General features: G+C 66.0%; 24 protein-coding genes and 1 riboswitch. Of the genes, 16 read left to right on the top strand and 8 right to left on the bottom strand.

All coding sequences use genetic code 11. The features are described 5' to 3' along the window. The first annotated feature begins 26 nt into the window (after positions 1-26). The 7 genes from ACZ48C_RS15245 (at position 27) to ACZ48C_RS15215 (ending at position 7,041) form a co-directional block, all read left to right on the top strand. Positions 27-797 (top strand): heme ABC transporter permease, encoded by a 771-nt coding sequence (locus ACZ48C_RS15245; protein WP_119257854.1) that lies wholly within the window; start codon positions 27-29, stop codon positions 795-797. After that, the gene (ccmD, locus tag ACZ48C_RS15240) at positions 794-961 is read left to right on the top strand and encodes a heme exporter protein CcmD (RefSeq protein WP_464781616.1); all 168 of its coding nucleotides are present in this window, start codon (positions 794-796) and stop codon (positions 959-961) included. Before ACZ48C_RS15245 ends, ccmD begins: the two co-directional genes overlap by 4 nt. Next, on the top strand, positions 958-1,572 hold the full coding sequence (locus ACZ48C_RS15235) for a DsbE family thiol:disulfide interchange protein (protein ID WP_464781615.1): 615 nt from the start codon (positions 958-960) through the stop codon (positions 1,570-1,572). The genes ccmD and ACZ48C_RS15235 overlap by 4 nt, the downstream gene beginning before the upstream one ends. A gap of 257 nt (positions 1,573-1,829) precedes the next feature. Beyond that, a riboswitch (TPP riboswitch) is annotated at positions 1,830-1,940 on the top strand. A 39-nt stretch (positions 1,941-1,979) separates the two neighbouring features. Continuing rightward, a complete protein-coding gene (gene thiB, locus ACZ48C_RS15230; protein WP_464781614.1) occupies positions 1,980-2,987 on the top strand; it encodes a thiamine ABC transporter substrate binding subunit in 1,008 nt (335 codons plus the stop codon). A 28-nt stretch (positions 2,988-3,015) separates the two neighbouring features. Then, positions 3,016-4,614 (top strand): thiamine/thiamine pyrophosphate ABC transporter permease, encoded by a 1,599-nt coding sequence (gene thiP / locus ACZ48C_RS15225; protein ID WP_464782818.1) that lies wholly within the window; start codon positions 3,016-3,018, stop codon positions 4,612-4,614. Continuing rightward, entirely contained in the window at positions 4,607-5,326 is a 720-nt protein-coding gene (gene thiQ / locus ACZ48C_RS15220) for a thiamine ABC transporter ATP-binding protein (RefSeq protein ID WP_464781613.1), read from the top strand. Before thiP ends, thiQ begins: the two co-directional genes overlap by 8 nt. Before the next feature lie 236 nt (positions 5,327-5,562). Beyond that, positions 5,563-7,041, top strand: a complete 1,479-nt coding sequence (locus tag ACZ48C_RS15215; protein ID WP_119257849.1) for a M48 family metalloprotease — start codon at positions 5,563-5,565, stop codon at positions 7,039-7,041. Positions 7,042-7,147: 106 nt separating this feature from the next. Here the strand turns inward: ACZ48C_RS15215 and ACZ48C_RS15210 are convergent, their stop codons facing one another. The 3 genes from ACZ48C_RS15210 to ACZ48C_RS15200 all read right to left on the bottom strand — a co-directional run bounded on the left by ACZ48C_RS15210 (position 7,148) and on the right by ACZ48C_RS15200 (position 11,315). Then, positions 7,148-7,885 (bottom strand): Bax inhibitor-1/YccA family protein, encoded by a 738-nt coding sequence (locus ACZ48C_RS15210; protein WP_464781612.1) that lies wholly within the window; start codon positions 7,883-7,885, stop codon positions 7,148-7,150. Positions 7,886-8,052: 167 nt separating this feature from the next. Then, positions 8,053-10,605 carry an ABC transporter permease gene (locus ACZ48C_RS15205; protein ID WP_464781611.1) on the bottom strand — a complete coding sequence of 851 codons (2,553 nt, stop codon included), beginning with the start codon at positions 10,603-10,605 and terminating at the stop codon, positions 8,053-8,055. Further along, positions 10,602-11,315 (bottom strand): ABC transporter ATP-binding protein, encoded by a 714-nt coding sequence (locus ACZ48C_RS15200; protein WP_464781610.1) that lies wholly within the window; start codon positions 11,313-11,315, stop codon positions 10,602-10,604. Before ACZ48C_RS15200 ends, ACZ48C_RS15205 begins: the two co-directional genes overlap by 4 nt. A gap of 59 nt (positions 11,316-11,374) precedes the next feature. On the opposite strand from ACZ48C_RS15200, the gene ACZ48C_RS15195 reads away from it, so the two are divergent. Together ACZ48C_RS15195 and thpR are read left to right on the top strand one after the other, a co-directional pair. Beyond that, positions 11,375-12,019: an arylesterase gene (locus ACZ48C_RS15195; RefSeq protein WP_464781609.1), complete on the top strand. Its 645-nt coding sequence runs from the start codon at positions 11,375-11,377 to the stop codon at positions 12,017-12,019. A gap of 82 nt (positions 12,020-12,101) precedes the next feature. Next, the gene (thpR, locus tag ACZ48C_RS15190) at positions 12,102-12,683 is read left to right on the top strand and encodes an RNA 2',3'-cyclic phosphodiesterase (protein ID WP_119257844.1); all 582 of its coding nucleotides are present in this window, start codon (positions 12,102-12,104) and stop codon (positions 12,681-12,683) included. A 33-nt stretch (positions 12,684-12,716) separates the two neighbouring features. On the opposite strand, the gene ACZ48C_RS15185 is transcribed toward thpR, so the two are convergent. Then, positions 12,717-13,304: a hypothetical protein gene (locus ACZ48C_RS15185; RefSeq protein ID WP_464781608.1), complete on the bottom strand. Its 588-nt coding sequence runs from the start codon at positions 13,302-13,304 to the stop codon at positions 12,717-12,719. A 29-nt stretch (positions 13,305-13,333) separates the two neighbouring features. Here ACZ48C_RS15185 and ACZ48C_RS15180 point away from each other — a divergent pair, with 29 nt between their 5' ends. The 6 genes from ACZ48C_RS15180 (at position 13,334) to ACZ48C_RS15155 (ending at position 19,658) form a co-directional block, all read left to right on the top strand. After that, entirely contained in the window at positions 13,334-13,555 is a 222-nt protein-coding gene (locus tag ACZ48C_RS15180) for a hypothetical protein (RefSeq protein WP_464781607.1), read from the top strand. Between the two features lie 45 nt (positions 13,556-13,600). Next, positions 13,601-16,630, top strand: coding sequence for a helicase-related protein (locus tag ACZ48C_RS15175; RefSeq protein WP_464782817.1), 3,030 nt, complete (start codon positions 13,601-13,603; stop codon positions 16,628-16,630). A 4-nt stretch (positions 16,631-16,634) separates the two neighbouring features. Continuing rightward, the gene (locus ACZ48C_RS15170) at positions 16,635-17,054 is read left to right on the top strand and encodes an RNA-binding S4 domain-containing protein (protein ID WP_464781606.1); all 420 of its coding nucleotides are present in this window, start codon (positions 16,635-16,637) and stop codon (positions 17,052-17,054) included. A gap of 191 nt (positions 17,055-17,245) precedes the next feature. Then, positions 17,246-17,584 carry a ferredoxin FdxA gene (fdxA, locus tag ACZ48C_RS15165; RefSeq protein ID WP_119257840.1) on the top strand — a complete coding sequence of 113 codons (339 nt, stop codon included), beginning with the start codon at positions 17,246-17,248 and terminating at the stop codon, positions 17,582-17,584. A gap of 395 nt (positions 17,585-17,979) precedes the next feature. Beyond that, complete coding sequence (locus ACZ48C_RS15160) at positions 17,980-18,549, top strand: CarD family transcriptional regulator (protein ID WP_119257839.1); 570 nt, start codon at positions 17,980-17,982, stop codon at positions 18,547-18,549. A gap of 245 nt (positions 18,550-18,794) precedes the next feature. Then, positions 18,795-19,658 (top strand): RNA polymerase factor sigma-32, encoded by an 864-nt coding sequence (locus ACZ48C_RS15155; RefSeq protein WP_119257838.1) that lies wholly within the window; start codon positions 18,795-18,797, stop codon positions 19,656-19,658. 3 nt (positions 19,659-19,661) lie between these two features. Here ACZ48C_RS15155 and ACZ48C_RS15150 read toward each other — a convergent pair whose 3' ends face one another. From ACZ48C_RS15150 to dapF, 4 genes are read right to left on the bottom strand one after another with little or no spacing between them, the layout of a single operon-like run. Continuing rightward, positions 19,662-20,312 carry a septation protein A gene (locus ACZ48C_RS15150; RefSeq protein WP_464781605.1) on the bottom strand — a complete coding sequence of 217 codons (651 nt, stop codon included), beginning with the start codon at positions 20,310-20,312 and terminating at the stop codon, positions 19,662-19,664. Further along, positions 20,309-21,865 (bottom strand): signal recognition particle-docking protein FtsY, encoded by a 1,557-nt coding sequence (ftsY, locus tag ACZ48C_RS15145; RefSeq protein WP_464781604.1) that lies wholly within the window; start codon positions 21,863-21,865, stop codon positions 20,309-20,311. The genes ACZ48C_RS15150 and ftsY overlap by 4 nt, the downstream gene beginning before the upstream one ends. A gap of 12 nt (positions 21,866-21,877) precedes the next feature. Continuing rightward, positions 21,878-23,167, bottom strand: coding sequence for a tRNA (N(6)-L-threonylcarbamoyladenosine(37)-C(2))-methylthiotransferase MtaB (gene mtaB / locus ACZ48C_RS15140; protein WP_464781603.1), 1,290 nt, complete (start codon positions 23,165-23,167; stop codon positions 21,878-21,880). Next, entirely contained in the window at positions 23,164-24,063 is a 900-nt protein-coding gene (dapF, locus tag ACZ48C_RS15135) for a diaminopimelate epimerase (protein ID WP_464781602.1), read from the bottom strand. Before dapF ends, mtaB begins: the two co-directional genes overlap by 4 nt. A gap of 369 nt (positions 24,064-24,432) precedes the next feature. On the opposite strand from dapF, the gene ffh reads away from it, so the two are divergent. Then, positions 24,433-25,977: a signal recognition particle protein gene (gene ffh / locus ACZ48C_RS15130; RefSeq protein ID WP_464781601.1), complete on the top strand. Its 1,545-nt coding sequence runs from the start codon at positions 24,433-24,435 to the stop codon at positions 25,975-25,977. The last annotated feature ends 2 nt before the right edge of the window (positions 25,978-25,979 follow it).

Below are 25,979 nucleotides of genomic sequence, written 5' to 3'. Positions count from 1 at the left end.
GGGTGCTTCCGCGTTAAAGAACCATCATGAACGAACCGAGCCTTGCCATCCGCAAATTCAGCGACCTCGCCAACCCGACGCGGTTCCTGGCGTTGGTCGCTATCGTCTGGCCCTGGCTTGCCGGGCTGACGCTCTGTCTCTTCGCGGCGGGGCTCTACCTCTCCTTCACCACGACGGGCGATTACCAGCAGGGAGAGACGGTGCGCATCATGTATGTGCATGTGCCGGCCGCCTGGCTTTCCATGATGTGCTATTCGGTCATGGCGCTCTCGGCGCTCGGCACGCTCGTCTGGCGCCATCCGCTCGCCGATGTCTCGGCCAAGGCCGCCGCACCCATCGGCGCTTGTTTCACGCTCGTCGCGCTCATCACCGGCTCGCTCTGGGGCAAGCCCATGTGGGGCACATGGTGGGTGTGGGACGCGCGGCTCACCTCCGTCTTCGTGCTCTTCCTGATGTATCTCGGCCTCATCGCGCTCGGCCGCGCCATGGACGATCCGACGCGCGCCGCCAAGGTCAGCGCCGTGCTGATCCTCGTCGGCTTCGTCAACATCCCGATCATCAAGTTCTCGGTCGAGTGGTGGAACACGCTGCACCAGCCGGCGAGCGTCATCCGCATGGGCGGGCCGACCATCGACCCGGAATTCCTCTGGCCGCTCCTCATCATGGCCGTCGCCTTCACCATGCTGTTCTTCACGCTGCATATCCTCGCCATGCGCAACGAGATTCTGCGCCGCCGCATCGCGGTGCTGCGCCGCCATGCAGCCCGCGCCGCCGGCCGCGCGGGAGGCGCCGCATGAGCCATACCTTCTATGTCGCGGTGTCCTATATCGCCGCCTTCGCCGTCACGCTCGGCCTCATCGCCTGGGTCTGGCTGGACCATCGCGGCCGCCGCCGCGAGATCGAGCAGCTCGAAGCCGCCGGCATCCGCCGCCGTTCGGCGCGCAGCGAGGGCAATCCATGAGCGAGAGCGAAGGTAATGCCGAGGGCGCGGGCAAGCGCACGCGCCTGATCCTCGCCGCGCTGCCGCTGGCAATCTTCCTCGGTCTGGCGCTGATCTTCTGGACGCAGCTCAATTCCGGCCGCGACATCTCGGAAATCCCCTCCGCGCTGATCGGCACCAAGGCGCCGTTCCGCGATCTCGAACCGCTCGCCGGCGCCACGAAGGACGGCACGCCCGTTCCGGCACTGACGGCGCAGACGGGTAAGGGCAAGCTGACGCTCGTCAATTTCTGGGCCTCCTGGTGCGTGCCGTGCCGGCAGGAGCATCCGGTCATCCTGGCATTGTCGAAGGACCCGCGCATCACCGTCGTCGGCGTCAACTACAAGGACGGCAGCGAGAATGCGCTGCGCTTCCTCGGCGAGCTCGGCAATCCCTTCTCGGCCATCGGTCTCGATCCCGTCGGCAAGATGGCGATCGACTGGGGCGTCTACGGTATCCCGGAATCCTATCTCGTCGGGCCGGATGGGACGATCCTCTACAAGCGGGTCGGTCCGTTCGACGAAAAGAGCCTGAAGGGCGGGCTCTATCCGGCCATCGAGAAGGCGCTCGGGACGGCTGCTGCGGGCGGCTGATAACTCTCAAAAGGGTTGGGTAATCGCGGGAGCGCTCGCCACTCATCCGGCCTGCCGGCCACCTTCTCCTTGGCTGCGGGGCGAAGGGATATGCCGCGCCGTTTTCCCCAATCAGCAACCGTTCGTGGGGCACGTCCCCTCTCCCCGCTTGCGGGGAGAGGGTTAGGGTGAGGGGCAGCCCCATGCAGGGCCGTCTTCCGTCACACGGTTTCCGCCTCCACCCCTTGCGCGCCGGGGCGCGCGGGATTATGCCTTTTTCCGCTCTAACGGGGTGCTCGCGGGTCTCGACCTGCCGGCTGAGAGGCGTCTGCCAACCCGAAGAACCTGATCCGGCTCGTACCGGCGGAGGGATTAGACGGCTCAATCCAGCGCCCTATTCCCGTTTGTGACCCGACAAGGAGGCGCTGATGCGCGCGGCATTTCTTTCTTCCATCGCGGTGCTCGCCGCAACCCTCGCCTTTCCCGCCTTCGCACAGGAAAAGACGCTGACCGTCTACACCTATGAGAGCTTCGTTGCCGAATGGGGCCCGGGGCCGAAGGTCAAGGAGACCTTCGAGAAGACCTGCGGCTGCAAGGTCGAATGGGTCGGCGTCGCCGACGGCGTCGAGCTTTTGACCCGCCTCAAGCTGGAGGGCGAGGGCACCAAGGCCGACGTGGTGCTCGGTCTCGACACCAACCTGATCTCGGAAGCCAAGGCGACCGGTCTCTTCGAGCCGCACGGCCTGAAGCCGGAAGGCCTCACCGTTCCGGGCGGCTTCTCCGACGATACGTTCCTGCCCTACGACTACGGCCACTTCGCCGTCGTCTACGATACCGAGGCGTTGAAGACCCCGCCGACAAGCCTCAAGGAGCTGGTCGAGGGCGATCCGTCGCAGAAGATCGTCATCGAGGACCCGCGCACCTCGACGCCCGGCCTCGGCCTGCTGCTCTGGGTCAAATCCGTCTATGGCGACAAATCGGCGGAAGCCTGGGCCAAGCTGAAGAACCGCGTGCTGACCGTCACTCCCGGCTGGTCGGAAGCCTACGGCCTCTTCACCAAGGGCGAGGCGCCGATGGTGCTCTCCTACACGACCTCGCCGGCCTATCACGTGATCGCGGAGAACACCGAGCGCTACAAGGCTGCCGCCTTCTCCGAGGGCCACTATATCCAGATCGAGGTCGCCGGCCTGACGCGCACCTCCCATGACAAGGACCTCGCCCGCCAGTTCCTCACCTTCATGACAGGGCCGGATTTCCAGTCGCTCATCCCGGAAACCAACTGGATGATGCCCGCCGCCAAGACCCGCGATCCGCTGCCGGCCGCCTTCGACGCGCTGGTGAAGCCGGAAAAGACCTTCCTGATGCCGTCCGACGAGGTCGCGGCGAACCGCAAGGCCTGGATCGACGAATGGCTCGGCGCGATGAGCGCGAAATAGGATGATCTTCGCCCGCGCCGAACGACGGATGCTGGACATCGCCGGGGGCCTTGCCCTCGGCGGCGTGCTCGTCTTCGTCGGGGCGGCGACTGCCGTGCTGCTCGCCCATGCGGGCGGCGGCAGCGGCGCACCGCTGCTCGACGCCTATATCGGCCGCGTCGCCCGGTTCACGCTGATGCAGGCGGCGCTTTCCACGCTGCTCTCCGTCCTCTTCGCCATCCCTGTCGCCCGGGCGCTTGCCCGGCAGCGGACCTTTCCCGGCCGCGTCTGGATCGTCCGCCTCTCCGTCGTGCCGCTCGGCCTGCCGGCGCTGGTCGCCGCGCTCGGCGTGGTCGGAATCTGGGGGCGGCAGGGCGTCGTCAACGATCTCCTGCGCCTTGCCGGCCTCGAAAGCCCGGTCAGCGTCTACGGGCTCGCCGGCATCCTCATCGCCCATGTCTTTTTCAACCTGCCGCTCGCCGCACGCTTCATGCTCGCCGCGCTCGACCGCATCCCGCCGGAATACTGGTTGTCCTCGGCCAATCTCGGCATGGGCTCCGGCGCGGTCTTCCGGCTCATCGAATGGCCGGTCATCCGCCGCGTGCTGCCCGGCATCGCCGGCCTCGTCTTCATGCTCTGCGCGACGAGCTTCACCATCGTGCTCACCCTCGGCGGCGGGCCGGCGGCCACGACCATCGAGGTCGCGATCTACCAGGCGCTGCGCTTCGATTTCGATCCTGAGCGCGCCGTGCTGCTCGCCTTCCTGCAGATCGCGGTGACGGCGGCGCTGCTCTGGCTCATCTCGCTCTTCGGCCGCCCGCCGGAGGAGGGCATGACCGCTGGCCGCGCCATCCGCCGCTTCGACGGCCGCCGGTGGCGCGTCCCGGATGGCCTCGTCATCCTCCTCTTTACGCTCTTCACCGCCGCCCCGCTCGCCGCCATTCTCGTCTCGGGCCTTGCCGCCGATTTCGTCAGGCTGGCTGCCGATGCGCAGCTCCACCGCGCGCTCGCCACCAGCCTTGCCATCTCGCTCGCCTCCGCCGCCCTCAGCCTTGCCGTCGCCCTTCCCGTCGTGCTGGTGCCACGCCTTGCCGAAAGCGGTGAAGGCGGCGGCGCCACGCGGCTGACGGGCCGCGCGCTGCCGGCGGTCGGCTCGCTGATCCTGCTCGTGCCGCCGGTCGTCGTCGCCACCGGCTGGTTCCTGATGCTGCGCACCTTCGGCGAGACGGGCCGCTTCGCGCCCTTCGTCGTCACCGTGCTCAACGCGCTGATGGCGCTGCCCTTCGTCATCCGCGTGCTGGAGCCCGCCTATCGCACGCACCTCTCCCGCACCGCGCGCCTTGCGCTCAGCCTCGGTGTCACCGGCTGGCGGCGTTTCCTGCGCATCGACTGGCCGGCGCTGAAGAAACCCTTCCTCACCGCTTTCGCCTTCGCCATGGCGCTGTCGCTCGGCGATCTCGGCGCGGTCGCCATCTTCGGTGCGGAGGGCTTCGTCACGCTGCCCTGGCTGCTCTATTCCCGCATGGCGAGCTACCGCACGGCCGATGCTGCCGGCATCGCGCTGATCCTCGGCATGCTATGCCTGCTGCTGACGCTGCCCTCGACCGCCGCTGAGCGCCAAACCGAAAGACCCGGCTCCGATGCCTGATCCCGCCATTTCCCTTGCCGATGTCACCGTGCGCTTCGCGGAAAAACGCCTGACGTTCAATTGCGCCATTCCGGCGGGAGCTGCCGTCGCCGTCGCTGGTCCTTCGGGCGCCGGCAAGTCGACGCTCTTCAACGTCATCGCCGGTTTCGAGAAGCCGGCAAGCGGCAGCGTGAGGTTGTTCGGCGAGGACATGGCCGGCCACGATCCGGCGGAGCGGCCGGTCTCCATCGTCTTCCAGGACAACAACCTCTTCGCCCACCTTTCCGCCGCCGACAATATCGGCCTCGGCATCGATCCGGGCCTGAGGCTGGATGCGGCGGGCCGCGAGGCGGTCGCTGCCGCGCTCGCCCGCGTCGGCCTTGCCGGCTACGAGAAGCGCCTGCCGGGCTCGCTTTCCGGCGGCGAGCGGCAGCGCGTGGCGCTCGCCCGCGCGCTGGTGCGCCGCCGGCCGATCCTGCTGCTCGACGAGCCCTTCGCCGCGCTCGATCCGGCCATGCGGGCGGACATGGCGCGGCTGATCGCCGAGCTACATGCCGAGACGAAGAGCACGCTCCTCTTCATCACCCACCAGCCCGAGGATATCAGCCGCCTTGCCGAGCGGGTGGTGTTCCTGGAGGCCGGCTCGATCCTCCTCGATGCGCCGGCGGCGGATTTTCTTGCACGCCTCGATCCACCTCCCGTTGCAAAATTCCTCGGCCGTTCCGGCCTTTAGCGCGGGGCGGGGCGATTTGACCGGGGCGGACGCCACAATTTGGTCGCCCCCCTGTGTCACCGGAGCCACAGGAAAACCGTTTGTCGAATCGGGAGTTGCCGGCCGGGTATGGCGCGTCTATCTCATCCGTTCGAAGGCGATGCGCGCTCGCGCCGCGGCCGAAGGCTGTGGTACGGGCGCGAACCCATTCAGGGGCTTGGGCAAGAGACATGGCGAAAGCGACGCAGGGAGCTGCAATGGTATCCGGGCGCGGGGTCGTGAGACCCGTCGCGGCCCTGCTGCTCGCGGGCACGCTGCTTTCGGGCTGCCAGTCGCTCATCGAGCAGAGTTATGAGCCGACGATCTCGCCCTCTTCCAATCCGCAGATCGTCGAAGAGGTGCAGAAGAACGATCCGCGCGCCCAGATGGGCGCCCGCGAGCACCCGCGCATCGTGGCAAGCTACGGCGGCGAATACAAGGACGCCAAGACCGAGCGCCTCGTCGCTCGCATTACCGGCGCGCTGACGGCCGTTTCGGAAAACCCGAACCAGTCCTACCGCATCACCATCCTCAACTCCCCGGCCATCAACGCTTTTGCGCTGCCGGGCGGCTATCTCTACGTGACGCGTGGCCTGCTGGCGCTCGCCAACGACGCCTCGGAAGTTGCCGCCGTGCTCTCGCATGAAATGGCGCATGTCACCGCCAACCACGGCATCGAGCGGCAGAAGAAGGAAGAGGCCGAGGTCATCGCGAGCCGCGTCGTCGCCGAGGTGCTGTCCAGCAATATCGCCGGCAAGCAGGCGCTGGCGCGCGGCAAGCTGCGCCTTGCCGCCTTCTCGCGCAACCAGGAGCTCCAGGCCGACGTCATCGGCGTGCGCATGCTGGGCGAGGCGGGCTACGACCCCTATGCGGCCGCGCGCTTCCTCGATTCCATGGCCGGCTATGCCCGCTTCACGGCGGTCGATCCGGAGGCCGACCAGAGCCTCGACTTCCTGTCGAGCCATCCGAACGCGCCGCAGCGGGTCGAGCTGGCGCGCCTGCATGCCCGCGCCTTCGGGGCGGAGGGCACGGTCGGCGACCGCGGCCGCGACTACTATCTCGCCGGCATTGACGGCCTTCTCTACGGCGACGCGCCGGAAGAGGGCTATGTGCGCGGCCAGACTTTCCTGCACGGCAAGCTCGGCATTCGTTTCGACGTGCCGGAAGGCTTCCAGATCGACAACAAGGCCGATGCGGTTCTGGCGACCGGTCCCGGCGACGTCGCGATCCGCTTCGACGGCGTCGCCGACAGCAAGGGACAGGATCTCGTCAACTACATTTCGAGCGGCTGGGTGACGGGCCTCAGGCCCGAGACGATCCGGCCGGTGTCGATCAACGGCCTGCCGGGCGCGACCGCGCGGGCCGCTGCCGACCGCTGGGAATTCGACGTCACCGTGGTGCGCATCGACAACCAGATCTACCGCTTCCTGACGGCGGTGCCGACGGGCTCCAAGGCGCTGGAGCCGACGGCGGCGATCCTCAGGAATTCGTTCCGCAAGCTGACGGCGGAGGAAGCCGCCTCGCTGAAGCCGTTGCGCGTGCGCGTCGTCACCGCGCGCCCCGGCGATACGATCGCCTCGCTCTCGGCCCGCATGATGGGGACCGAGCGCAAGCTCGATCTCTTCCGGCTGATCAACGCCATGACCGCGACGAGCACGGTCAAGCCGGGCGACAAGTTCAAGATCATCACCGAATAAACGGCAAGGCTGCCGGCTCTTCACCCGGCCGCGCCTTCCGGATGCGCAAACAAAAACCCCGCCGTTTCCGGCGGGGTTTTTTCATCGGCCATCCGGCCTGCTGGCATCAGTCGCGGTTGCCGAGGAAGCGCAGCAGGAACAGGAAGAGGTTGATGAAGTCGAGGTAGAGCGTCAGCGCGCCCATGATGGCCTTGCGGCCGGCCATGGCGACGTCGTCGGCCTCGAAATACATTTCCTTGATCTTCTGCGTGTCCCATGCCGTCAGGCCGGCGAAGACCAGAACGCCGATCGCGGAGATCGCGAAGTCGAGCGCCGAGGACTTGAGGAACAGGTTGACGAGCGAGGCGATGATCAGGCCGAAGAGGCCCATGATCAGGAACGAGCCGATCGCGGAGAGGTCACGCTTCGTCGTGTAGCCGTAGAGCGACAGGGCGCCGAAGGCGGCGGCCGAGACGAAGAAGGTCTGCGCGATGCTGGCGCCGGTGTAGATCAGGAAGATCGACGACAGCGACAGGCCCATCAGGCCGGCATAGACCCAGAAGGTCGTCTGCGCGGCCGAAACGCTCATCGTGTGGATGCGGAAGCTCAGGAAGAAGACCAGCGCCAGCGGGGCGAGCATCACGACCCAGCGCAGCGGGCTCAGATAGATCGCCTGGCCGAAGGCCGTGAGCTGGCCGCCGGAAATCGCGGCCTGGGAAGCGAAGAACGCCACGAGGCCGGTGATCGCAAGACCCAGCGCCATCAGGTTGTAGACCCGAAGCATATAGGAGCGCAGGCCCTCGTCGATGACGGCGCCGGCCTGGGCGCCCGCCGGTCGGGTCTGGTAATTGCGGAGATCAGCCATGTTGTCCTCTTGGTTCAAGCCCCATGGGATTACGGTGTCGGTCCCTGCCTTGCGGGCGGTTCCGGGCAGCCGCTGCGGGGCTCCAGCTTGCCTGACGTGAATATGAGCATGAATTGTGTTCCGCACAAGACCCGCAACCTCGGCGGAGGGTGCGGGCCGGTCGTTTTTCAGAGCTCGCGCAGCACGGGCGCGGCCTTCTGCCCCAGAATGCGCCAGGTCCCCGCAAGGCCGATGCCGACGGTGAGGATAAGCGCGGTCGCGACCGTCATCACCGCGACGTCGGGCAGGAAGCTCGACGGCAGCTTCATGATGCGGCTCACCACGAACCAGGCAGCCGCCCCGCCGGCGAAGAGTGCGAAGACGGCGGTTGCCAGCCCCAGCATCAGGTATTCGTAGCTGAAGGCGCGGATGAGCGTCGCCCGCGTCGCGCCGAGCGTCTTCAGCACCACCGCGTCGTGCACGCGCGCCCGGTTGCCGGCGGCGAGCGCCCCGGCAAGCACGAGGATGGAGGCGACCAGCGCGACGGCGGCGGCCGCCCTTATGGCGGTGGCGAGTTGCCCGACCAGTTCGTTCACCACGTCGAGCGCGTCCTTGACGCGCACGCTGGTGACGGTGGGATAGGCATTGGTGATCGCCTTCAGCGTCGCGGCCTCCTGCGCCGCCGTCGCGCCCGGGTCGATCACGGTGGCGAGCCAGGCATGCGGCGCGCCGGCAAAGGTGTTCGGCGAGAAGACCATGACGAAGTTGATCGACAGCGATTCCCATTCGACATTGCGGAAATTGGCGATGCGTGCGGTGATGTTGCGGCCGAGCACGTTGACGGTCACCGTATCGCCGATCTTCAGGCCGAGCTCGCGGCCCTCCTCGGTGGAGAAGGACACCAGCGGTTCGCCGGAATAGTCCTCCGGCCACCAGGTCCCTTCCGAAAGCGTCGAGTTTTCCGGCACGCGCTTGGCATAGGTGATGCCGCGGTCGCCGCGCAGCACCCATTGCCCTTCCGGCGGAACCTTGACCTTGGCGACGTCGACGCCGTCGAGCTCCATCACCCGGCCGCGCAGCATCGGTACCTCGATGATCTTGCCCTTGGGCATGTTCGCCTTCAGCACGTCGCGGAAGCCGTCGAGTTCGCTGCCCTGGATATCGACGAAGAAGAAGTTCGGCGCGCGCTCCGGCAGGTTGCCGGTGAGCTCGCGGCGCAGGTTTCCGTCGATCAGCGTCAGCGTGACGAGGAGGGCAAGGCCGAGGCCGAGCGACAGCACGACGGAGGAGGTCAGCGCGCCCGGCCGATGGATGTTGCTGACCGCGAGCCGGAGCGCCGGCGAATTGACCCGCGGGCTGCGCCGCGCCAGCGCGGTGATCAGCATGGCGACGGCCCTGAGCACGACGAAGGCGAAGGCGATGGCGCCGAGGAAGACGAGCGCGATGTAGCGGTCATAGGCCGTGTAGACGGCAAGGCCGGCCAGCGCCGCAAGGAAGAGCGCGGCGCCCAGAATATAGGGCCAGCCCGGCAGGCGGCCCGCCTCGAAGCCCTGCTCGCGGAAGAGCGCGGTGGCCGGCACCTCGCGGGCATGGCCGAGCGGCATGATGGCGAAGGCGAGCGCCGTCAGCAGGCCGAAGACGGCGGCAAGCAGCAGCGCGGAAGGATAGAGCTCGGCCTTGGCCGATACCGGCAGCACGCCGCCGAGGAACTGCATCGCCACCGGCGGCATCAGGGCGCCGACCGCAAGGCCGATCAGGATGCCGATCGAGGCGATCAGCGCGATCTGCGCGAAATAGACGAGCGCGACGAGCGAGGCCGGCGCGCCGAGGCACTTGAAGGTCGCGATCACCGAGCGCTTGGAATCGAGATAGGCGCGCACGGCATTCGCCACGCCGACGCCCCCGACGATCAGCGCCGTCAGGCCGACCAGCGTCAGGAACTGCGAGAAGCGGGTGATGTTGGCGGTCAGCGCCGGCGCCGCGCTATCGGCCGTGCGGATCGACCAGCCGGCCGTCGGGAAGGCTTTGTTCGCTTCCGCGCGGATGGCGGCCGGGGAGAGATCGGGTTTCGCAAGGCGGATGCGGTAGGCATTCTCCACGAGGCTGCCGGTCTGCACCAGCCCGCTCGCCCGCAGGGCTTCTTCGGACAACATCAGGCGGGGGGCGAAGCCGAAGCCTTCCGAGACGGCGTCCGGCTCGCGCGTGAGCGTGGCGGCGATGCGGATCTTCGCCGTGCCGAGCAGGATCTCGTCGCCGACGGCAAGGCCGAGCCGGTCGAGCAGCAGCGGCGCGACGACCGCGCCATAGGCGTCGCCCTCCTTCGCGAAGAGCGCCGCGGCCGGCTTCTGCGGCTCGGTCTCCAGCGTGCCGTAGAGCGGATAGGCGCCGTCGACGCCCTTCGCCTCCACCAGCGTCTGGTCGGAGCCGTCCGGCAGGCGCACCATGGAACGCAGGCCCGTCGTCCTGGAAACCGCGCCGAGGCCCTCGAAATAGTTCAGTTCCTCGGGTGTGGCGAAGCGGTTGCGGAATTCGAAGCGTACGTCGCCGGCCAGCAGCGTCTGGCCCTGCGAGGCTATCGCCTGCGTAATGGCGCTCGACACCGAGTTGACGCCGGCAATCGCCGCCGTGCCGAGCGCGATGCAGGCGAGGAAGATGTAGAAGCCCTTCAGGCCGCCGCGCATTTCGCGCAAGGCAAGGCGCAGGGCGAGCGGAACCTGGCGGAGGACCGCGCCGGCCCTCATGCCGGCACCGCTTCGGCAAGCGCGCGCAGGGGCGCGGCGCCCGAGACGATCTCTCCCGAGCGCATGGCGACCTGCCGGCCGCAGCGGGCGGCAAGCGCCGGATCGTGCGTCACCAGCACCAGCGTCGTGCCGCGCTCGACCTGCTTGGAAAAGAGGAGGTCGGCGATCTGGCGGCCGGTCTCCGTGTCGAGGTTGCCGGTCGGCTCGTCGGCGATCAGCAGCTTCGGCGAGGGCGCGAGCGCGCGGGCGATGGCGACGCGCTGCTGCTCGCCGCCCGAGAGCTGGCCGGGATAGTGCGACAGGCGCTCGCCGAGCCCGACGGCCTCCATCTCGCGCCGCGCGATATCGAAGGCGTCGCGCGCATTGGCAAGCTCCAGCGGCACGGCGACGTTTTCCAGCGCCGTCATGTTGGGAATGAGGTGGAAGGACTGGAAGACGATGCCGATATTGCGGCCGCGGAAATCGGCCACCCTGTCCTCGTTCATCGCGTGCAGGGCGGCGCCGTCGATATGGATCTCGCCGCCGTCCAGCCGTTCGAGGCCCGCCAGCACCATCAGCAGCGTCGACTTGCCGGAGCCCGACGGCCCGACGATGCCGACCGATTCGCCCGCATCGATCGTCAGGTCGATCCCCTTGAGGACATGGACGGATGCGGCCGCCCGTCCGAGGGTGAGATCGGCTTTTTTCAGATCGATGATGGTTCTGGCCAAGGAATTCTGCCCTATATGTATGGAAAAGACTGGAATGCCAGCAATCTAGGATCAGCATCATGTCGTTTAAAGCGGCGCTCGGATTTTTCACCTTACTTGCCATCACAGCTTTGTTATCCGCCGGCATCGCCCGGGCCGAACCTGTCAAGCTCGTCGGCTTCGGCGACAGCCTGATGGCCGGCTACCAGCTTCCGGCCGCCGACGCCTTTCCGGTGAAGCTGGAGGCGGCCCTTCGGGCGAAGGGCCATGAGGTCGAGATCGCCAATGCCGGCGTTTCGGGCGACACGACCTCCGGAGGCCTCGCCCGCCTCGACTGGTCAATCCCCGACGGGACGCAAGGCGTCATCCTCGAGCTCGGTGCCAACGACGCGCTGCGCGGCATCGCGCCGGAGGAGACCGAAAAGAACCTCGACGCCATGCTGACGCGGCTCAAGGAGCGCGGCATCGCGGTGCTGCTCGCCGGCATGCTCGCCCCGCCCAATATGGGCCCGGATTATGCAGAACGCTTCAATGGCATCTACGGACGCCTTTCGGAAAAGCACGGCGTTCCGCTCTATCCGTTCTTCCTCGACGGGGTCGTCACCAAGGCGAACCTCCAGATCGAGGATGGAATGCATCCGAACCCGGCGGGCGTGGACGTCATGGTCCAGTCCATCCTGCCGACGGTCGAGACCTTCCTCAAGTCGATCAAGGCAGGGGAGTAGTTCTCGCGGGTGCGAAATTAGGGTTGCGCAAAAATCCGTTGCGTGATTCGCTGACGTTACTTTCCAGCAGGGAGAAGTCGCCATGCCGAGACTTTTCGTCGCCCTCGAAGTGCCGCGCAACGCGGCGATGAGCCTCTCGCTCCTGAGAGGCGGACTTCCCGGAGCCCGCTGGATCGACGTCGAGAACTTCCACATCACCCTGCGCTTCATCGGCGATATCGACGGGCGCACCGCCGACGAGGTGGTCGACCGGCTCGACCGCATCGAACGTCCGGAATTCCAGCTCGCGCTTTCCGGCATCGGCTCCTTCGGCTCGAAGAAGCCGCATTCGGTCTTCGCCGGTGTCACGCAGGCGCCGGAAATGTACGCGCTGCAGGGCGAGGTCGAGCGCATCTGCCAGCGCCTCGGCCTTCCCGCCGATCCGCGCAAGTTCACCCCGCACGTCACGCTCGCGCGCCTGCGCAACGCCCGCACCGAGGACGTCGCCCATTACCTCTCCGGCCGCGGAAACTTCCACACCGCGCCCTTCACCGTGAACCGCTTCGTGCTGATGTCCTCGAAGGAATCGGTCGGCGGCGGGCCGTATCTGACGGAAGAGGTGTTTCCGCTCTACGAGGCGGGCGGCGGCTGGGACGGGGCGGATCTGCGCGACCATCTCGTATAGGCTTGGGGCGATCAAGCTTTCAAAGCGGCGCGCTCAGCGAAGCCCGCCCAACTGTTCCACGAAGACGCCGAAGCGTGTGCCGCGCCCGGCAAGGGCGATCTTGTCGCCGGGTGCCATTCGCGCTCTCAGATCATCCGGGACATAGCAAAGATTGTCGTAGAACCAGGGCAATTCCTTGAGGGAGACCGGGAAGGTGCATTTTCCTCTGGCCAGTCCGTCGGACTTGCTTACGGTAAAGACATGGGCGATCTGATATCCTGACAATAAAGTTATGATCATCGGGATGGATATTACGGTTATAATTCTGCCGACGGCATATCCGACAAAGGGAAATAATAACAAATAAGGTGTATTGTCCCGGCCCTTCTTTGGTCTTTTATATATGAAAAAGGCGCCGGGCACGAAGAATAGGGCCGCGAGACCCAGTCCAACGACGAGACTTGGCAGATATGAATCGGATACCCATTGTCCCGAAGGGACATATTCGTAGCCAAGAAATTTAAGGAGGAAGGGCAGGAAGCTGATCAGTAGCAAAATGCCCACCACGGACAAAGCCGCGGGAAATAGAAAGCGCCGCTTTTCCAGTTGTCGCCCTCCCGGCAACCAAATCCTGTCCGGCATCCGTTCCGGATCGCTGCGTAAATAATAGATTGCAAAACAACGATTCTGCAATGCCAGGTAAAAATTTCTTCAAACGTTGCTTGCCGGTGGTTCTTGCCGATCCGGTGAAAGAACAAACCCTGAATCACCCAGAGTCATCGATTCGTCTCCGTTTCGTTCGCGCCCTGTTCCAGACCCGCGCCAAACCATCGCGAAAACCGCCCTATTTCGCCTTCCCTCTTGCCATTGGCCGCCCCGATGGGCATCTGTGAGCCCGAAACTGAAACCTGCCGGGGCATGTCTTGTCGCAAGCACCCATGATCCTGAGCGGCCGCGGGGTGACCGCGGTGCTCGGCCCGACCAATACGGGCAAGACCCACTACGCAATCGAGCGCATGGTGGCACATGAGACGGGCGTCATCGGCCTGCCTCTGCGCCTTCTCGCGCGCGAGGTCTATACGCGCCTCGTCGAGAAGGTCGGCCAGCACAATGTCGCGCTCGTCACCGGCGAGGAGAAGATCACGCCGCATATGGCGCGCTTCTCTGTCTGCACGGTGGAGGCGATGCCGCGCGAGACGCGCGCCGCCTTCGTCGCCATCGACGAGGTGCAGCTTGCCGGCGATCTGGAACGCGGCCACATCTTCACCGACCGGGTTCTGCATCTGAGGGGCCGCGACGAGACGCTGCTGCTCGGCGCGGCTACCATGAAGCCGATCCTCGAGCAGCTCCTGCCCGGCATCCATGTCATCGAGCGGCCGCGCCTGTCGCAGCTTTTCTATTCCGGCTCGAAGAAGATCACGCGCCTGCCGCAGCGCACCGCCATCGTCGCCTTCTCGGCCGACGAGGTCTATGCCATCGCCGAGCTGATCCGCCGCCAGCGCGGCGGGGCGGCGGTGGTGCTCGGGGCGCTCTCGCCCCGCACGCGCAATGCGCAGGTCGCGCTCTACCAGGAGGGCGACGTCGAATATCTCGTCGCTACCGACGCCATCGGCATGGGTCTCAACCTCGACGTCGACCATGTCGCCTTCGCGCAGGACCGCAAGTTCGACGGCTACCAGTTCCGCAACCTCAACCCGGCCGAGCTCGCCCAGATCGCCGGCCGCGCCGGCCGGCACCTGCGCGATGGCACCTTCGGCGTGACGGGCCGCGTCGATCCCTTCGACGACGAGCTGGTCAAGCGCATCGAGACGCACCATTTCGATCCCGTGAAGGTGCTGCAATGGCGCACGACCCGCTTCGACTATTCCTCCCTGCAATCGCTCCGCCAGTCGCTCGACGCACCGCCGCCGATCGGCGGGCTGACACGGGCGCTGCCGGCCGTCGACCAGCAGGCGCTGGACCATCTTTCGCGCTACCCGGATGTCCGGGACCTTGCGACGACCCCCGAGCGTGTCGAAAAGCTCTGGGAAGCCTGCGCGCTTCCCGATTATCGCCGCATCACGCCTGCCCAGCATGCCGATCTCATCTCGACGCTCTATGCGGACCTGGTAAAGCGTGGCACGGTGAACGAGGATTTTCTGGCGGATCAGGTCCGCCGGGCCGACAGGACCGATGGCGAGATCGACACGCTTTCGGCACGAATCGCGCAGATAAGGACCTGGACCTATGTGTCGAATCGACCCGGATGGCTTGCCGATCCGACACACTGGCAGGAAAAGACGCGGGAAATCGAAGACCGATTGTCCGATGCGCTACATGAACGGTTGACGAAACGCTTTGTTGATCGCAGGACATCTGTGCTCATGAAGCGCCTGAGAGAGAATGCGATGCTGGAAGCTGAAATCAGTGTGAATGGCGATGTCTTCGTAGAGGGACATCATGTCGGGCAGTTGGCCGGTTTCCGGTTCACGCTGGCCGCCGGGACGGAAGGCCCCGATGCGAAGGCCGTGCAGGCGGCTGCGCAGAAGGCGCTCGCGCTGGAGTTCGAGGCCCGTGCCGCACGCCTGCATGCCGCCGGCAATGCCGATCTCGCGCTGAGCTCGGACGGCACCGTGCGCTGGCTCGGCGATCCCGTCGCCCGCCTTTCGGCCTCCGACCATATCATGCGTCCGCGCGTCATCCTGCTCTCCGACGAGCAGCTGACGGGCAATGCGCGCGACCATGTCGCCGCCCGCATCGAGCGCTTCGTGAACCATCACATCGCGACAGTGCTGAAGCCGCTCGACGACCTTTCGCGTGCCGAAGACCTGCAGGGCCTTGCCAAGGGCCTCGCCTTCCAGCTCGTCGAAAATCTCGGCGTGCTGTTCCGCCGCGACGTCGCCGACGACGTGAAGGCGCTCGACCAGGACGCCCGCGCTTCCATGCGCAAGCACGGCATCCGCTTCGGCGCCTACCACATCTTCATGCCGGCGCTGCTGAAGCCCGCTCCGGCCGAACTCATCACGCTGCTCTGGGCGCTGAAGAACGACGGCCTCGACAAGCCGGGCTATGGCGACCTGATCCCGGTGCTGGCCGCCGGCCGGACCTCGGTCGTCACCGATCCGAGCTACGAGCGCGCCTTCTACAAGCTGGCCGGCTTCCGTTTCCTCGGCAAGCGCGCCGTGCGCATCGACATCCTCGAGCGCCTTGCCGACCTCATCCGTCCGCTCCTGCAGTGGAAGCCTGGCACGCCGCGTCCGGAAGGCGCCTATGACGGCCGCCGCTTCATGGCGACGACCGCCATGCTCTCCATTCTCGGCGCGACGCCCGACGACATGGAGGAAATCCTCAAGGGTCTCGGCTACCGCGCCGACAGCGTGAAGGCCGAGGAGGCTGCCGCCTTCCTCGCCGCGCAGGCCCCGGCCGCTGCCGCTCCGGAAACCCCGGCGGAAGCGGAAGCGAGTGCGGAGACCTCCGACGAGCATGACGCCGATGCGTCCGACGAAGGCGAAGCGACGGCTGAAGCCCCGGTCGAGACAGCCGAGGCTCCGGCTGCGGCCACCGAGGCACCCGTTGCCGAGGCCGAGGAAGCCCCGGTCGCGGAAGCCACCGTCGAAGGCGAGCCGGCCGAGGCCAAGCCCGTCCTCCTCTGGCGTCCGGGCTCGCGCCACGACAACCAGCGTCAGGGCCAGCGCCACGGCGACCGTCAGGGCCAGGGCGAACGCCGCGGCGGCGAGCGTCATCGCGGCCAGCCGGCCGGCGAGCGTGGCGAGCGCCGGGAAGGCGGCCGCGGCCGCCCGGACCAGAACAAGGGCCGCGACGGAAAGCCGCAGGGCGGCAACCGCCCGGATCGCGGCGAGCGCAACGACCGTGGCGGCAAGCCGCAGCAGGCGAAGTTCGAGGCCCGGCCGCCCCGCAAGGAAAAGCCGATCGATCCGGATTCGCCCTTCGCCAAGCTCGCGGCGCTCAAGGAGCAGATGAAGAAGTAGGCCGATGGCGCATAATGAGGAACAGCCGGCGGGTCAGGCGCGACAGCGCATCGACAAGTGGCTGTTCTTCGCTCGGCTGCGCAAGTCCCGCTCGCTCGCGGCGAAGTCCGTCGAGGCGGGCGATGTCAGCGTCAACGGCGTCAGTGTCCGCCAGCCCTCGCATGCGGTGCGGCCGGGCGACGTTATCGTCCTCTCGCTCGACCGGCACGACACGGTGGTCAAGGTGCTCCAGCCCGGCGTGCGCCGCGGCCCCTATGAGGAAGCCCGTCTTCTTTACAGCGACATGACGCCGCCCCCTCCATCCCGCGAGGAGCGCAATCTTTTCGCGCAGGCGACGCGCGAACGGGGCGCCGGACGCCCGACGAAGCGGGAGCGGCGGGAAACCGACCGGCTCCAGGCTTTTCCCGGCGACGACGAGGATTAGAATTCTATACCTCGCCCGCGTCAGGCGGCGCATGTATTACGCTTGCAAAGCGCCCGCAAAGCCTTTACCTCAGCCACCGGACAGCCTGCGCGAGCGCGGCCCTCTTCTGTCCGGCAAGCCGACTGCGTGACAGGTTTTGCGGCGCCGGATGGCCCCGCCTCCGCCGCCTTATGACGATTCTGGAGTGAAGCATGACGTATGTCGTGACCGACAACTGCATCCGCTGCAAGTACACGGACTGTGTGGAAGTGTGCCCCGTCGACTGCTTCTACGAGGGCGAGAACTTTCTCGTCATCCATCCCGACGAATGCATCGACTGCGGCGTCTGCGAACCGGAATGTCCCGCCGAGGCCATCAAGCCGGATACCGAGCCGGGCCTCGACAAGTGGCTGAAGATCAATTCGGAATTCGCCTCGGTCTGGCCGAACATCACGATCAAGCGCGATGCGATGCCGGAAGCCAAGGAAATGGACGGCGTGGAAGGCAAGTACGAGCAGTATTTCTCGCCGAAGCCCGGCCAGGGCGACTGACCCCGCCGGCCGGGCGCGATCGCCCGGCACCGGGCGGCAATGACCGAAGCTGGGGAAAAAAGCATGCTCGCGCGAAAAGCGCGATAGGGCAGGCTTGATGACCCATGCGAAGCAAATTATTGATTTCGGCACTTTTTTGTGATAAGGTCCGGATACTGATCCAAATCGCGGCATTTTGCGTGCCCGAACACCACCACGAAAGCTAACGATCCCTCAACGTCGCTCACCTCCCATAGGCAACCTCGGTTGCTCAAATGTGATCGCGTCGAAAGGGACGTTTTTGCGCATGGCGGACGGACCAGTGGTGACACCCCCAAGGTGCCCCCCGTCTTTCCCGGGTCCCCGGACCCACCCCGGCCATCGCCGGGGAGCGTAACAGGGAGTATTTGAATAGAATGACGACCCAGCAGAAGAAATCTTCCACGCGCCAGGGCTTCAAGACCGGCGAGTCGATCGTCTATCCCGCTCACGGCGTCGGCCAGATCGTCGCCATCGAAGAGCAGGAAGTCGCCGGCATGAAGCTCGAGCTTTTTGTCATCGATTTCGAGAAGGACAAGATGCGTCTCAAGGTGCCGGTTGCCAAGGCCGTTTCCATCGGCATGCGCAAACTGTCGGAGACCGATTTCGTCGACCGCGCGCTGAAGGTTGTCCAGGGCAAGGCCCGCGTGAAGCGTACCATGTGGTCGCGCCGCGCGCAGGAATACGATGCCAAGATCAATTCGGGCGACCTGATCTCGATCGCCGAAGTGGTCCGCGACCTCTATCGCGCCGAGAACCAGCCGGAACAGTCCTATTCCGAGCGTCAGCTCTATGAAGCCGCTCTCGACCGCATGGCCCGCGAAATCGCCGCCGTGAACAAGATGTCGGAAACCGAAGCCGTCCGTCTCGTCGAGACGAACCTCGCCAAGGGTCCGAAGCGCGGCAAGGCCATCGAGGAAGACGACTCGCAGGACGAAGCGGCCTGATCTAGGGCGCAACGTCGAAATTTAAAGCCCGGCTGGCGACAGCCGGGTTTTTTATTGGAACTTTTTTGCGCCGCACCCGTTTGAACGCCCGAGGACGACCGGCTCCGGGCGGCCGCGGGAGTGGAACAGCCGCTTTCTTCGCTCGAAGCCCTTTTCGAGCGATCCGCAGGCTCCTCTGAAACGTCATCGTCACGCAGACGAGAGATAGTGCCTCTCGCCGCCTCGGTTCACGTGGAGAGACCGCCATGGCTACGACGACCGCAGACCGCCGCATGATCAAGCTCGCTATGTCCGCCCCCTATCTGGAAAGGGAGGAGGAGCAGGCCCTCGCCCATGCCTGGAAGGACAATCACGACCAGCATGCGCGCAATCGCATCGCCATGGCCCATATGCGCCTCGTCGTCTCGATGGCCGGCAAGTTCCGCAACTTCGGCCTGCCGCTCGGCGATCTCGTGCAGGAAGGCTATATCGGCCTGCTGGAAGCGGCAGCCCGCTTCGAGCCGGAGCGGCAGGTGCGCTTCTCCACCTATGCAAGCTGGTGGATCCGCGCTTCCATCCAGGACTATGTGCTGCGCAACTGGTCCATCGTGCGCGGCGGCACCAGCTCCGCGCAGAAGGCGCTCTTCTTCAACCTCCGGCGCCTTCGCGCCCGGCTCGCCCGCGGCGACGACCATCTGACGAGCGAGGCGATCCATCAGGAGATCGCGGCGGCTCTCGGGGTCAGCACGGCGGATGTGCGCACCATGGATGCGCGGCTTTCCGCCTCCGACGTCTCCCTCCAGGCGCCGCTTTCGGTAGGGGAGGGCGGCGAAGGCTCGAACCGCCTCGATTTCCTCACCAGCGACGCGCCCCTGCCCGACGAGCAGGCCGAGGGCAGCATCGACGGCGAACGCCGTCATCACTGGCTGCATTCGGCGCTCGGTCAGCTCAACGAGCGCGAGATGAAGATCATCCGCGCCCGCCGCCTCGCCGAGAACGGCGCAACGCTCGAGGAACTGGGCGTTCTCCTCGGCATCTCGAAGGAGCGCGTGCGCCAGATCGAGAACCGGGCGCTGGAAAAACTGAAGGCCGTGCTGATCAGCAAGACGGCGGATTTCGCCTACGCGTGAGGCTTACGGCGCCTTTTCTTCTTCCGGCTGCTCGGCCGAATGGCGCATGATCAGCGGCATCTGCGAGAGCGTGAAGAGGATGGTGATGGGCATGGTGCCCCAGACCTTGAAGGCGACCCAGAAATCGGTCGAGAAGTTGCGCCAGACGACCTCGTTCATCACGGCGAGCACGATGAAGAACAGGCCCCAGCGCAGCGTCAGCTTGCGCCAGCCCTCGTCCGTCAGCTTGAAGGCGGCGTGGAAGACGTAGCCGAGCAGCGACTTCCCGAAGAAAAGCCCGCCGAGCAGGATGACGCCGAACAGCGTGTTGACGATGGTCGGCTTCATCTTGATGAAGGTGTCGTTCTGCAGCCAGAGCGTCAGCGCGCCGAAGACGAAGACGACGACGCCCGAGATCAGCGGCATCATCGGCAGGGTGCGCGTCAGGATCCACGAGACGACGAGCGCGATGGCCGTTGCGGCCATGAAGAGGCCGGTGGCGATGAAGATCGGCCCGCCCATCTCGGCCAGCACGGGAAAGTGCGACGCCAGCCATTCGCCGCGCGAATTGGCGAAGAAGAAGACGACGAGCGGTCCGAGCTCCAGCACCATCTTGAGGAGGGGGCTGACCTTCTCCTCTTCCTTGGCCGGTGCGTCCAGCGTTACCTTGCTCATGCTCCAACTCCTGCGATCGCTTCCGCGAAATCCTTGGCCTCGAAGGGTTCGAGATCGTCGATCCCTTCGCCGACACCGATGAAATAGACCGGCAGCTTGTGCTTGGCGGCAATCGCCACAAGGATGCCGCCGCGGGCCGTACCGTCCAATTTTGTCATGATCAGGCCCGAGACCCCCGCGACGTTGCGGAAAATCTCCACCTGGTTCATCGCGTTCTGGCCGGTCGTGGCGTCGAGTGTCTGGAGCACGGTATGCGGGGCGTCGGGATCGAGCTTGCCGAGGACGCGCACGATCTTCTCCAGTTCCGCCATCAGCTCGGCCTTGTTCTGGAGGCGGCCGGCGGTGTCGACGATGAGGACGTCGCTCTTCTTCAGCTTGGCCTGCTCGTAAGCCTCGTAGGCAAGCCCCGCCGCATCGGCGCCGAGCTTGGAGGAAACGATGTCGGAGCCGGTGCGATCCGCCCAGATCTTGAGCTGCTCGATGGCGGCGGCGCGGAACGTATCGCCGGCCGCCAGCATGACCTTGAGGCCCGCGCCGGAAAGCTTGGCGGCGAGCTTGCCGATGGTCGTCGTCTTGCCGGTGCCGTTGACCCCGACGACGAGGATGACATGCGGCTTGTGGCTGAGATCGAGCTCAAGCGGTTTTGCGACAGGTTCGAGGACCTTGGTGATTTCCGCCGACATGATGCGCGAGACGTCCGCGCCGGTCACGTCCTTGCCGTAGCGCTCGGAGGCGAGCGTGTCGGTGATGCGCAGCGCCGTCTCCACGCCGAGATCGGCCTGGATCAGCAGGTCTTCGAGGTCCTGCAGCGTGTCGTCGTCGAGCTTGCGCTTGGTGAAGAGGCTGGTGATCTGGCCGGTAAGCTGCGAGGAGGTGCGGGCAAGGCCCTCGCGCAGGCGCTGGAACCAGGTGCGCTTCGGCTGCGCCACGGGCACGGCCTCCTCGACGGGCGCCTTCACGGATGTGGCAAAGCCCTTCGGCAAGGCGGGCGCGTCGGCGGGCTTTTCAGCGCGGAGGGCTTCTGCCAGAACGGGGTCCTCGATGTCGTCCGGCGTATCCTCTTCCGATTCCGCCTCGGCGATCTCTTCCACGGGTGCGACGAATTCTTCGACCGGCTCTTCTTCGACGGTTTCGTCTTCTGCCCCGGCTTCCGGCTCTGCGACGACCTCTTCGGCGGCCGGCTCGCTCACGGGCTCCGCTTCGGCCGGCTCTTCGGCCACCGGCGGAGTCGGTGCGTGGGGAAGTGGGTAGATCTCCGGTTCGACGTCTTCCGGAATATGGTAGTCCGCTTCCGGATTGACGGCCTCCGCCTCATCGAGCAGCGGATCGCGGTCCTCGTCTTCCTCGGCAGGGGCGGCCGGGATTTCCGCGGTTTCCTCCGATGCGGTCTCTTCCGGTGCAGGCTCGACGGCCGGCTGGTCGATGATGTCCGGCTCGGCGACAGGTGTCTCTACCACCTGCTGCCCGGCAACAGGCGCTTCCGCCTCCGGCTTCGGCTCGGTGGCGGTGTCTTTTCCGAATGTAAAAATCTTCTTGATGAAGCCGAGAGCCATGAAAGGTATCCGCTAGTTGCGAAGGGACGCGGCGCCGGCCGCATTGAGGGGCCGCATCGTCAGGTGCCTGCCATTGTGTCCGGTGATCGTCACCGGCACAAGATCGCGGGCCTTAAGCCCCTCGGCATCGACGAGCGTGAAGTTTTCCGTATGGGCAAGGCCGTTGTTCTCCACGAGGATCGTTTCCTCTCTCCCGATCATCGAGACGAGATGGGCCTCGTGCAGCCTTTTTCCAGTCTCGCGCAGCCGGGCGGCGCGGTCCTTGACGAGCGTGCGGTCGAGCTGCGGCATGCGCGCGGCCGGCGTGCCGGGGCGCGGGCTGTAGGGAAAGACGTGGAGATGAGCGATGCCGCAGTCTTCCGCGAGCCGCGCCGCATTGGCGAACATTTCTTCCGTTTCCGTCGGGAAACCCGCGATCATATCCGCGCCAAAGCTGGCATCCGGCCGTGCCGTCCGCACTCGCGCGCAAAAATCTCGCGCATCGGCGCTCGAATGGCGGCGCTTCATGCGTTTGAGGATCAGGTCGTCACCATGCTGCAAGGAAAGATGCAGGTGAGGCATGAAGCGGGGCTCGTCGGCGATGAGATCCCAGAGATGGTCGTCCGCCTCGATACTGTCGATGGAGGAAAGCCGCAGCCGGCGGATTTCCGGCATCTGCTTCAGAAGCGTCTTGGCGAGCAGGCCGAGGCTCGGCTTGCCGGGCAGGTCCGCGCCGTAGCTTGTCGCATCGACGCCCGTCAGCACGATCTCGCAGTAGCCGCTCTCGACGAGCCTGCGCGCCTGGTCGACCACCGCGCCCATCGGCACGGAGCGGGAATTGCCGCGGCCATAGGGGATGATGCAGAAGGTGCAGCGGTGATCGCAGCCGTTCTGCACCTGCACGAAAGCGCGCACATGGCCGTCGATCAGCTTCACCATCTGCGGCGCGGTCTCGCGCACGCTCATGATGTCGTTGACGCGCAGCTTTTCTTCCGCCGAGACGCCGAAATCCGGCAGCGCGCGGTAGGAAGCGCTTTTCAGCTTCTCCTCGTTGCCGAGCACCGCGTCCACCTCCGGCATATCGGCAAAGGTGTGCTTCTCCGTCTGCGCCGCGCAGCCGGTGACGATGATGCGGGCATGGGGATTGTCGCGACGGGCACGGCGGATCGCCTGACGGGCCTGGCGCACGGCCTCGCCGGTGACGGCGCAGGTGTTCACCAGCACGGCATTGTTCAGCCCCGCCTTCTCGGCCTGCGCGCGCATCACTTCCGATTCGTAGGTGTTGAGCCGACAGCCGAAGGTTATGACCGTAACGCCGCTCAAAGGGCGGCCGCCCCGGTCTCGTCGCGGCGGAAGGCGCCGGTCGAGGGATCGAGCGTGCCCGACCATTCCCATTCGGCAGGCCCCGTCATCACGACATGATCGTCCTCGCGCCATTCGATGGTCAGCGTGCCGCGGTTCGGGCTGCTGGCGACCGTCACGGCGACCTTACGGCCCGTCCGCCCGGTGCGCGCGCCGGAAACGCCGGCCGCGCAGGCGGCCGAGCCGCAGGCGAGCGTCAGGCCCGCGCCGCGCTCCCAGGTCCGCGTCGTCATGGAGGACGGCGAGGTGACCTGCGCCAGCGTGATATTGGCCTTTTCCGGGAACATCGGATGGTTTTCGAGGAGCGGGCCGAAGCGGTCGAGATCGAAGCTCATCGGATCGCGATCGACCCAGAAGACGGCATGCGGGTTGCCCATGGACATGGCGGCGGGCGAATGCAGGATCGGCGCGTCGATCGGCCCGATCTGCAATTCGATGCGGCTCGTGTCGAAGAATTCCTCCGCGAGCGGAATGCGGTCCCATTCGAAGACCGGCCGGCCCATGTCGACGGAGATCGTGCCGTCCGCATGTTCGGTGGCGTTGAGGATGCCGGCAACCGTCTGGAAGATGAAGGCCTTGCGCCCTGTCTCGGCGGCGAGCGCCTGCACGACGCAGCGCGTGCCGTTGCCGCAGGCCTGCGCTTTGGTGCCGTCGCAGTTGAGGATGTCGATGAAGGCATCCGTGCCGTCGACCTTCGGATCGTGGATCGCCATGATCTGGTCGAAGCGGGTCGCAGGATCGGCATTGAGCGCGATGGCGGCCGCCGGCGTCACGGCATCGGCGCGGCCACGCATGTCCACGACCAGGATCATGTTTCCCAGTCCGTTCATACGGGCGAATTGCGCTTCAGCGGCCATGTCGGAATGTTCCTGTAAAGACCCGGCGTGGAGTCTTTGATTTCTTGCGCGTATATGGCGCAAACAGGCCTCGATTACCAGACGGAGTCTTCGAATCCTGCCCGCGCCGCTGCCGAATCCTTGCTGCGCGAAGGATTCGCAAGACTCCAATCCTTGACTTTCCGGCCCCTTTGCTGTTTAAGCCGCGCATCTGCGACAAGTGAGACTGCTTGAAGCCGCCGACCGGGACCCATTGCGGTATAAACAGATCCCGGAGGTCAACACCCGACAGCGCGATGCGCCCTCGGGTGCTTTTTGGCTTTGCGTCTTGTTTTTGACGCCGATTGCACCGACGTTTCCGCGTGACGCGGAAACAAGAAGGAAGACGTGATGTTTGAAACACTCCAGGACCGCCTTGGCTCCATTCTGAATGGACTGACAGGCCGTGGCGCGCTTTCCGAGGCCGATGTCTCGGCGGCGCTGCGCGAGGTCCGCCGCGCGCTGCTGGAAGCGGACGTGGCGCTGGAAGTGGTGCGCTCCTTCACGGATGCGGTGCGCGAAAAGGCCGTCGGCGCGGAAATCCTGAAGTCGATCAAGCCCGGCCAGATGGTCGTCAAGCTCGTCCATGACGAGCTGGTATCCATGCTCGGCTCCGAGGGCGTCTCCATCGACCTCAACGCTAGCGCGCCCGTCGTCATCATGATGGTCGGCCTGCAGGGCTCGGGCAAGACCACGACGTCGGGCAAGATCGCCAACCGGCTGAAGACGCGCGAGAAGAAGAAGGTCCTGATGGCCTCGCTCGACACGCGCCGCCCGGCCGCGCAGGAGCAGCTTCGCCAGCTCGGCGTGCAGACCGGCATCGACACGCTGCCGATCATCGCCGGCCAGTCACCGACCGATATCGCCGCCCGCGCCGTACAGGCAGCCAAGCTCGGCGGCCATGACGTCGTCATCCTCGACACCGCCGGCCGCACCCATATCGACGAACCGCTGATGATCGAGATGGCGGAGATCAAGCGGAAGTCCAATCCGCACGAGATCCTGCTCGTCGCCGACGCGCTGACCGGCCAGGACGCCGTCAACCTCGCCCGCAATTTCGACGACCGCGTCGGCATCACCGGCCTCGTGCTCACCCGCATGGACGGCGACGGCCGCGGCGGTGCGGCCCTTTCCATGCGCGCCGTCACCGGCAAGCCGATCAAGCTGATCGGCGTCGGCGAGAAGATGGGCGAGCTGGAGGAATTCCATCCCCGCCGCGTCGCCGACCGCATCCTCGGCATGGGCGACATCGTCTCGCTCGTCGAGAAGGCGGCGGAGAACATCGACGCCGAGAAGGCGGCCGCCATGGCCGCCAAGATGGCCAAGGGCAAGTTCGACCTCAACGACCTCGCCGACCAGCTGCGCCAGATGCAGAAGATGGGCGGCATGGGCGGCATCATGGGGATGATGCCCGGCATGGCCGGCATGAAGGACAAGATGTCGGCCGCCGGCCTCGACGACAAGCTCTTCGGCCGCCAGATCGCCATCATCAATTCGATGACCAAGGCCGAGCGCGCCAACCCCGACATGCTCAAGCATTCCCGCAAGAAGCGCATCGCCGCCGGTTCCGGCACCGATGCCGCCGACATCAACAAGCTTCTCAAGATGCACCGCCAGATGGCGGACATGATGAAGATGATGGGCGGCAAGAAGGGCGGCATGATGAAGCAGATGATGGGCGGCCTTGCCGGCAAGATGGGCCTCGGCGGCCTTGGCGGCGGCATGCCCGATCTTTCCAGCATGGATCCCAAGCAGCTCGAGGCGCTCGCCAAGCAGGCGGAAGCCGCCGGTATCAAGCCGGGCAGCCTGCCGGGCCTCGGCGGCAGCGGCGGTCTTCGCCTGCCCGGTCTCGGCGGCGGCCTTCCGGGCCTGCCCGGCCTGCCGAAGAAGAAGTGAGG

This window comes from Shinella sp. 1A1, assembly GCF_055379515.1.
Note: the sequence above shows the minus strand (reverse complement) of the source record. Positions and strands in the feature narration are given on the sequence as shown.

What these genes read in the sequence shown, in the direction of transcription:
- ACZ48C_RS15160 (WP_119257839.1), top strand. Translation starts at nt 17,980, where the DNA reads ATGACGACCCAGCAGAAGAAATCTTCCACGCGCCAGGGCTTCAAGACC.
- ACZ48C_RS15175 (WP_464782817.1), top strand. Translation starts at nt 13,601, where the DNA reads ATGATCCTGAGCGGCCGCGGGGTGACCGCGGTGCTCGGCCCGACCAAT.
- ACZ48C_RS15210 (WP_464781612.1), bottom strand. Translation starts at nt 7,885, where the DNA reads ATGGCTGATCTCCGCAATTACCAGACCCGACCGGCGGGCGCCCAGGCC.
- ACZ48C_RS15170 (WP_464781606.1), top strand. Translation starts at nt 16,635, where the DNA reads ATGGCGCATAATGAGGAACAGCCGGCGGGTCAGGCGCGACAGCGCATC.
- ACZ48C_RS15205 (WP_464781611.1), bottom strand. Translation starts at nt 10,605, where the DNA reads ATGAGGGCCGGCGCGGTCCTCCGCCAGGTTCCGCTCGCCCTGCGCCTT.
- dapF (WP_464781602.1), bottom strand. Translation starts at nt 24,063, where the DNA reads ATGGCCGCTGAAGCGCAATTCGCCCGTATGAACGGACTGGGAAACATG.
- ACZ48C_RS15195 (WP_464781609.1), top strand. Translation starts at nt 11,375, where the DNA reads ATGTCGTTTAAAGCGGCGCTCGGATTTTTCACCTTACTTGCCATCACA.
- ACZ48C_RS15155 (WP_119257838.1), top strand. Translation starts at nt 18,795, where the DNA reads ATGGCTACGACGACCGCAGACCGCCGCATGATCAAGCTCGCTATGTCC.
- ACZ48C_RS15215 (WP_119257849.1), top strand. Translation starts at nt 5,563, where the DNA reads ATGGTATCCGGGCGCGGGGTCGTGAGACCCGTCGCGGCCCTGCTGCTC.
- ACZ48C_RS15185 (WP_464781608.1), bottom strand. Translation starts at nt 13,304, where the DNA reads ATGCCGGACAGGATTTGGTTGCCGGGAGGGCGACAACTGGAAAAGCGG.
- ftsY (WP_464781604.1), bottom strand. Translation starts at nt 21,865, where the DNA reads ATGGCTCTCGGCTTCATCAAGAAGATTTTTACATTCGGAAAAGACACC.
- thiQ (WP_464781613.1), top strand. Translation starts at nt 4,607, where the DNA reads ATGCCTGATCCCGCCATTTCCCTTGCCGATGTCACCGTGCGCTTCGCG.
- ffh (WP_464781601.1), top strand. Translation starts at nt 24,433, where the DNA reads ATGTTTGAAACACTCCAGGACCGCCTTGGCTCCATTCTGAATGGACTG.
- thiB (WP_464781614.1), top strand. Translation starts at nt 1,980, where the DNA reads ATGCGCGCGGCATTTCTTTCTTCCATCGCGGTGCTCGCCGCAACCCTC.
- thpR (WP_119257844.1), top strand. Translation starts at nt 12,102, where the DNA reads ATGCCGAGACTTTTCGTCGCCCTCGAAGTGCCGCGCAACGCGGCGATG.
- thiP (WP_464782818.1), top strand. Translation starts at nt 3,016, where the DNA reads ATGCTGGACATCGCCGGGGGCCTTGCCCTCGGCGGCGTGCTCGTCTTC.
- ccmD (WP_464781616.1), top strand. Translation starts at nt 794, where the DNA reads ATGAGCCATACCTTCTATGTCGCGGTGTCCTATATCGCCGCCTTCGCC.
- fdxA (WP_119257840.1), top strand. Translation starts at nt 17,246, where the DNA reads ATGACGTATGTCGTGACCGACAACTGCATCCGCTGCAAGTACACGGAC.
- ACZ48C_RS15150 (WP_464781605.1), bottom strand. Translation starts at nt 20,312, where the DNA reads ATGAGCAAGGTAACGCTGGACGCACCGGCCAAGGAAGAGGAGAAGGTC.
- ACZ48C_RS15235 (WP_464781615.1), top strand. Translation starts at nt 958, where the DNA reads ATGAGCGAGAGCGAAGGTAATGCCGAGGGCGCGGGCAAGCGCACGCGC.
- ACZ48C_RS15245 (WP_119257854.1), top strand. Translation starts at nt 27, where the DNA reads ATGAACGAACCGAGCCTTGCCATCCGCAAATTCAGCGACCTCGCCAAC.